The sequence below is a fragment of the Spirillospora sp. NPDC046719 genome (assembly GCF_040645715.1).
Taxonomy (GTDB): domain Bacteria; phylum Actinomycetota; class Actinomycetes; order Streptosporangiales; family Streptosporangiaceae; genus Spirillospora.
This window is the reverse complement of sequence record NZ_JBEYYT010000836.1, coordinates 1-1,905: the sequence shown is the minus strand read 5'-3', so window position 1 is coordinate 1,905 and position 1,905 is coordinate 1. Positions and strand designations below refer to the sequence as shown.

Sequence of the window (1,905 nt, the reverse complement as noted above, 5' to 3'; positions counted from 1 at the left end):
ACGACGCGGCACTCGCCATCGCCGGCGGCACCCGGTACGGGCCGCCCGGCACGGTGCGGGCGGCCGGACGCGAGCGCGCCGCCGCGTTCGCCGACGCCGCCCCGCGCCCTTTCTAGGACCGGTTCTCGGGGGAGACCAGCGCCCGGAGGAGTCCCTGACATGTCCGTTTCATCGTCCACCAACGACGGCGTCGCGCCCGGCGGCGCGGCCGCACCGCCCGGCCTCGCGGCACGGCTCTGGCGGCGGGACCTGCCGCACTACCCGGAGACGGGACGCCGCTACCTCTACCTGGGCATCGTGGTGATCACCACGATCGTCCTGTACTACCTGCTCTACATCCAGTACGCGGTGGCGACCTCCATCATGGAGCACTACCGCATGACGTTCACCTACTTCATCATGCTGTCGGTGATCGGCAACGCGATCGGCGCGTTCGCGTCGCTGTTCGCCGGGCTCGCCGACCGGTGGGGCCGCGCGAACCTGGTCGTGTACGGCCTGCTGGTCGCGGGCGTGATCGTGCTCGTGCTGCCGCACTCCCCGAACAAGGGCGTGTACCTGGCGCTGTTCGCGGTGCTCAGCCTCATCGAGGGCATCGTGCTGGTCGCCACCCCGGCGCTGATCCGCGACTTCTCCCCGCAGCTCGGCCGCGCCACCGCCATGGGCTACTGGACGATGGGCCCGGTCATCGGCAGCCTCGTGGTCACCGTCGTGACCAGCCACACCCTCGACAGCTCCAGCTGGCAGGACGAGCTGACCTACTCGGGCGTCGCGGCGCTCGCGGTGTTCGTCATCGCGCTGTTCGGGCTGCGCGAGCTGTCCCCGGCGCTGCGCGACCAGGTCATGGTCACCATGCGCGACCGCGCCCTGATCGAGGCGCGCGCCCGCGGCCTGGACCCGGAGGCGCAGCTCAAGGGCAGCTGGCGGCAGATGCTGCGGCTGGACGTCGTCGGCTCGGCGTTCGCGATCAGCGTGTACCTGCTGCTGTACTACGCCGCGGTCGGCAACTTCGTCGTCTACTTCTCCGCGACGTTCGGCTACAGCGAGCAGCGCACCAACGCGCTCGGCAACTGGTACTGGGCGGCGAACGCGATCGCGCTGGTCGTCGCCGGCCTGATCTCCGACCGGCTCCGGGTCCGCAAGCCGCTGATGCTCGTCGGCGGCATCGGCTCGGTGGTCTGCACGGCGGTCTTCGCGGCGTGGGCGACCGAGCCGAAGACCGGCTACTACGACTTCGCCTGGCTGTTCGTCGGGATCGGGATCTTCGGCGGGCTCGCGTACGCGCCGTGGATGGCGGGCTTCACCGAGACCGTGGAGAAGCACAACCCGGCGGCGACCGCGACCGGGCTGGCCGTGTGGGGCTGGATCCTGCGGATCGTCGTGGCCTGCTCGGCGCTGTTCGTGCCGATCGTGGTGAACTCGGTGACGCCGATCGTGGAGCACGGCGCCGAGGTGAAGGCCGCGTCCGCGCAGGCGCAGCAGGCCCTCGCCATCACGACCGCGCACCCGCAGATCTTCGCCGAGCTCGCAAAGTACCCGGCCGGGCAGGCGCCGCCGGAGCTGCAGGCGCGGGCCGCGCAGGAGGTCGGCGTCGCCGGCCTGCAGACGGTCGCCAAGGCGCAGCCGCAGCTGAAGATCCTCAAGGAGCACGGCGCGGACGTGCAGAAGGCGGCCAAGGACGGGCCGAAGCAGTGGCAGACCTGGTGGTACGTGGCGCTGGGCGGCCAGGTCGTGTTCATCCCGTTCATCTTCGTCATGAGCGGGCGCTGGAGCCCGCGGAAGGCGCGCGAGGACGCCGAGGCGCACCAGAGGGCGATCGACAAGGAGATGGCCGCGCTCTCCTGAGCGCGCTCCGCACCGCACCGACACCCACCGCATGAGCCGATCCACCGGCCGGGACGTCCCGGC

The 1,905-nt window shown here is 71.3% G+C and carries 1 protein-coding gene; it reads left to right on the top strand.

Annotation, left to right across the window (positions count from 1 at the left end):
• Nucleotides 1–159 precede the first annotated feature (159 nt).
• Nucleotides 160–1,842: an MFS transporter gene (locus tag ABZ914_RS50795; RefSeq protein WP_190854197.1), complete on the top strand. Its 1,683-nt coding sequence runs from the start codon at nt 160–162 to the stop codon at nt 1,840–1,842.
• The last annotated feature ends 63 nt before the right edge of the window (nt 1,843–1,905 follow it).

Excerpts from the sequence above, each read along its gene's own strand:
- ABZ914_RS50795 (WP_190854197.1), top strand. The coding sequence starts at position 160 with ATGTCCGTTTCATCGTCCACCAACGACGGCGTCGCGCCCGGCGGCGCG.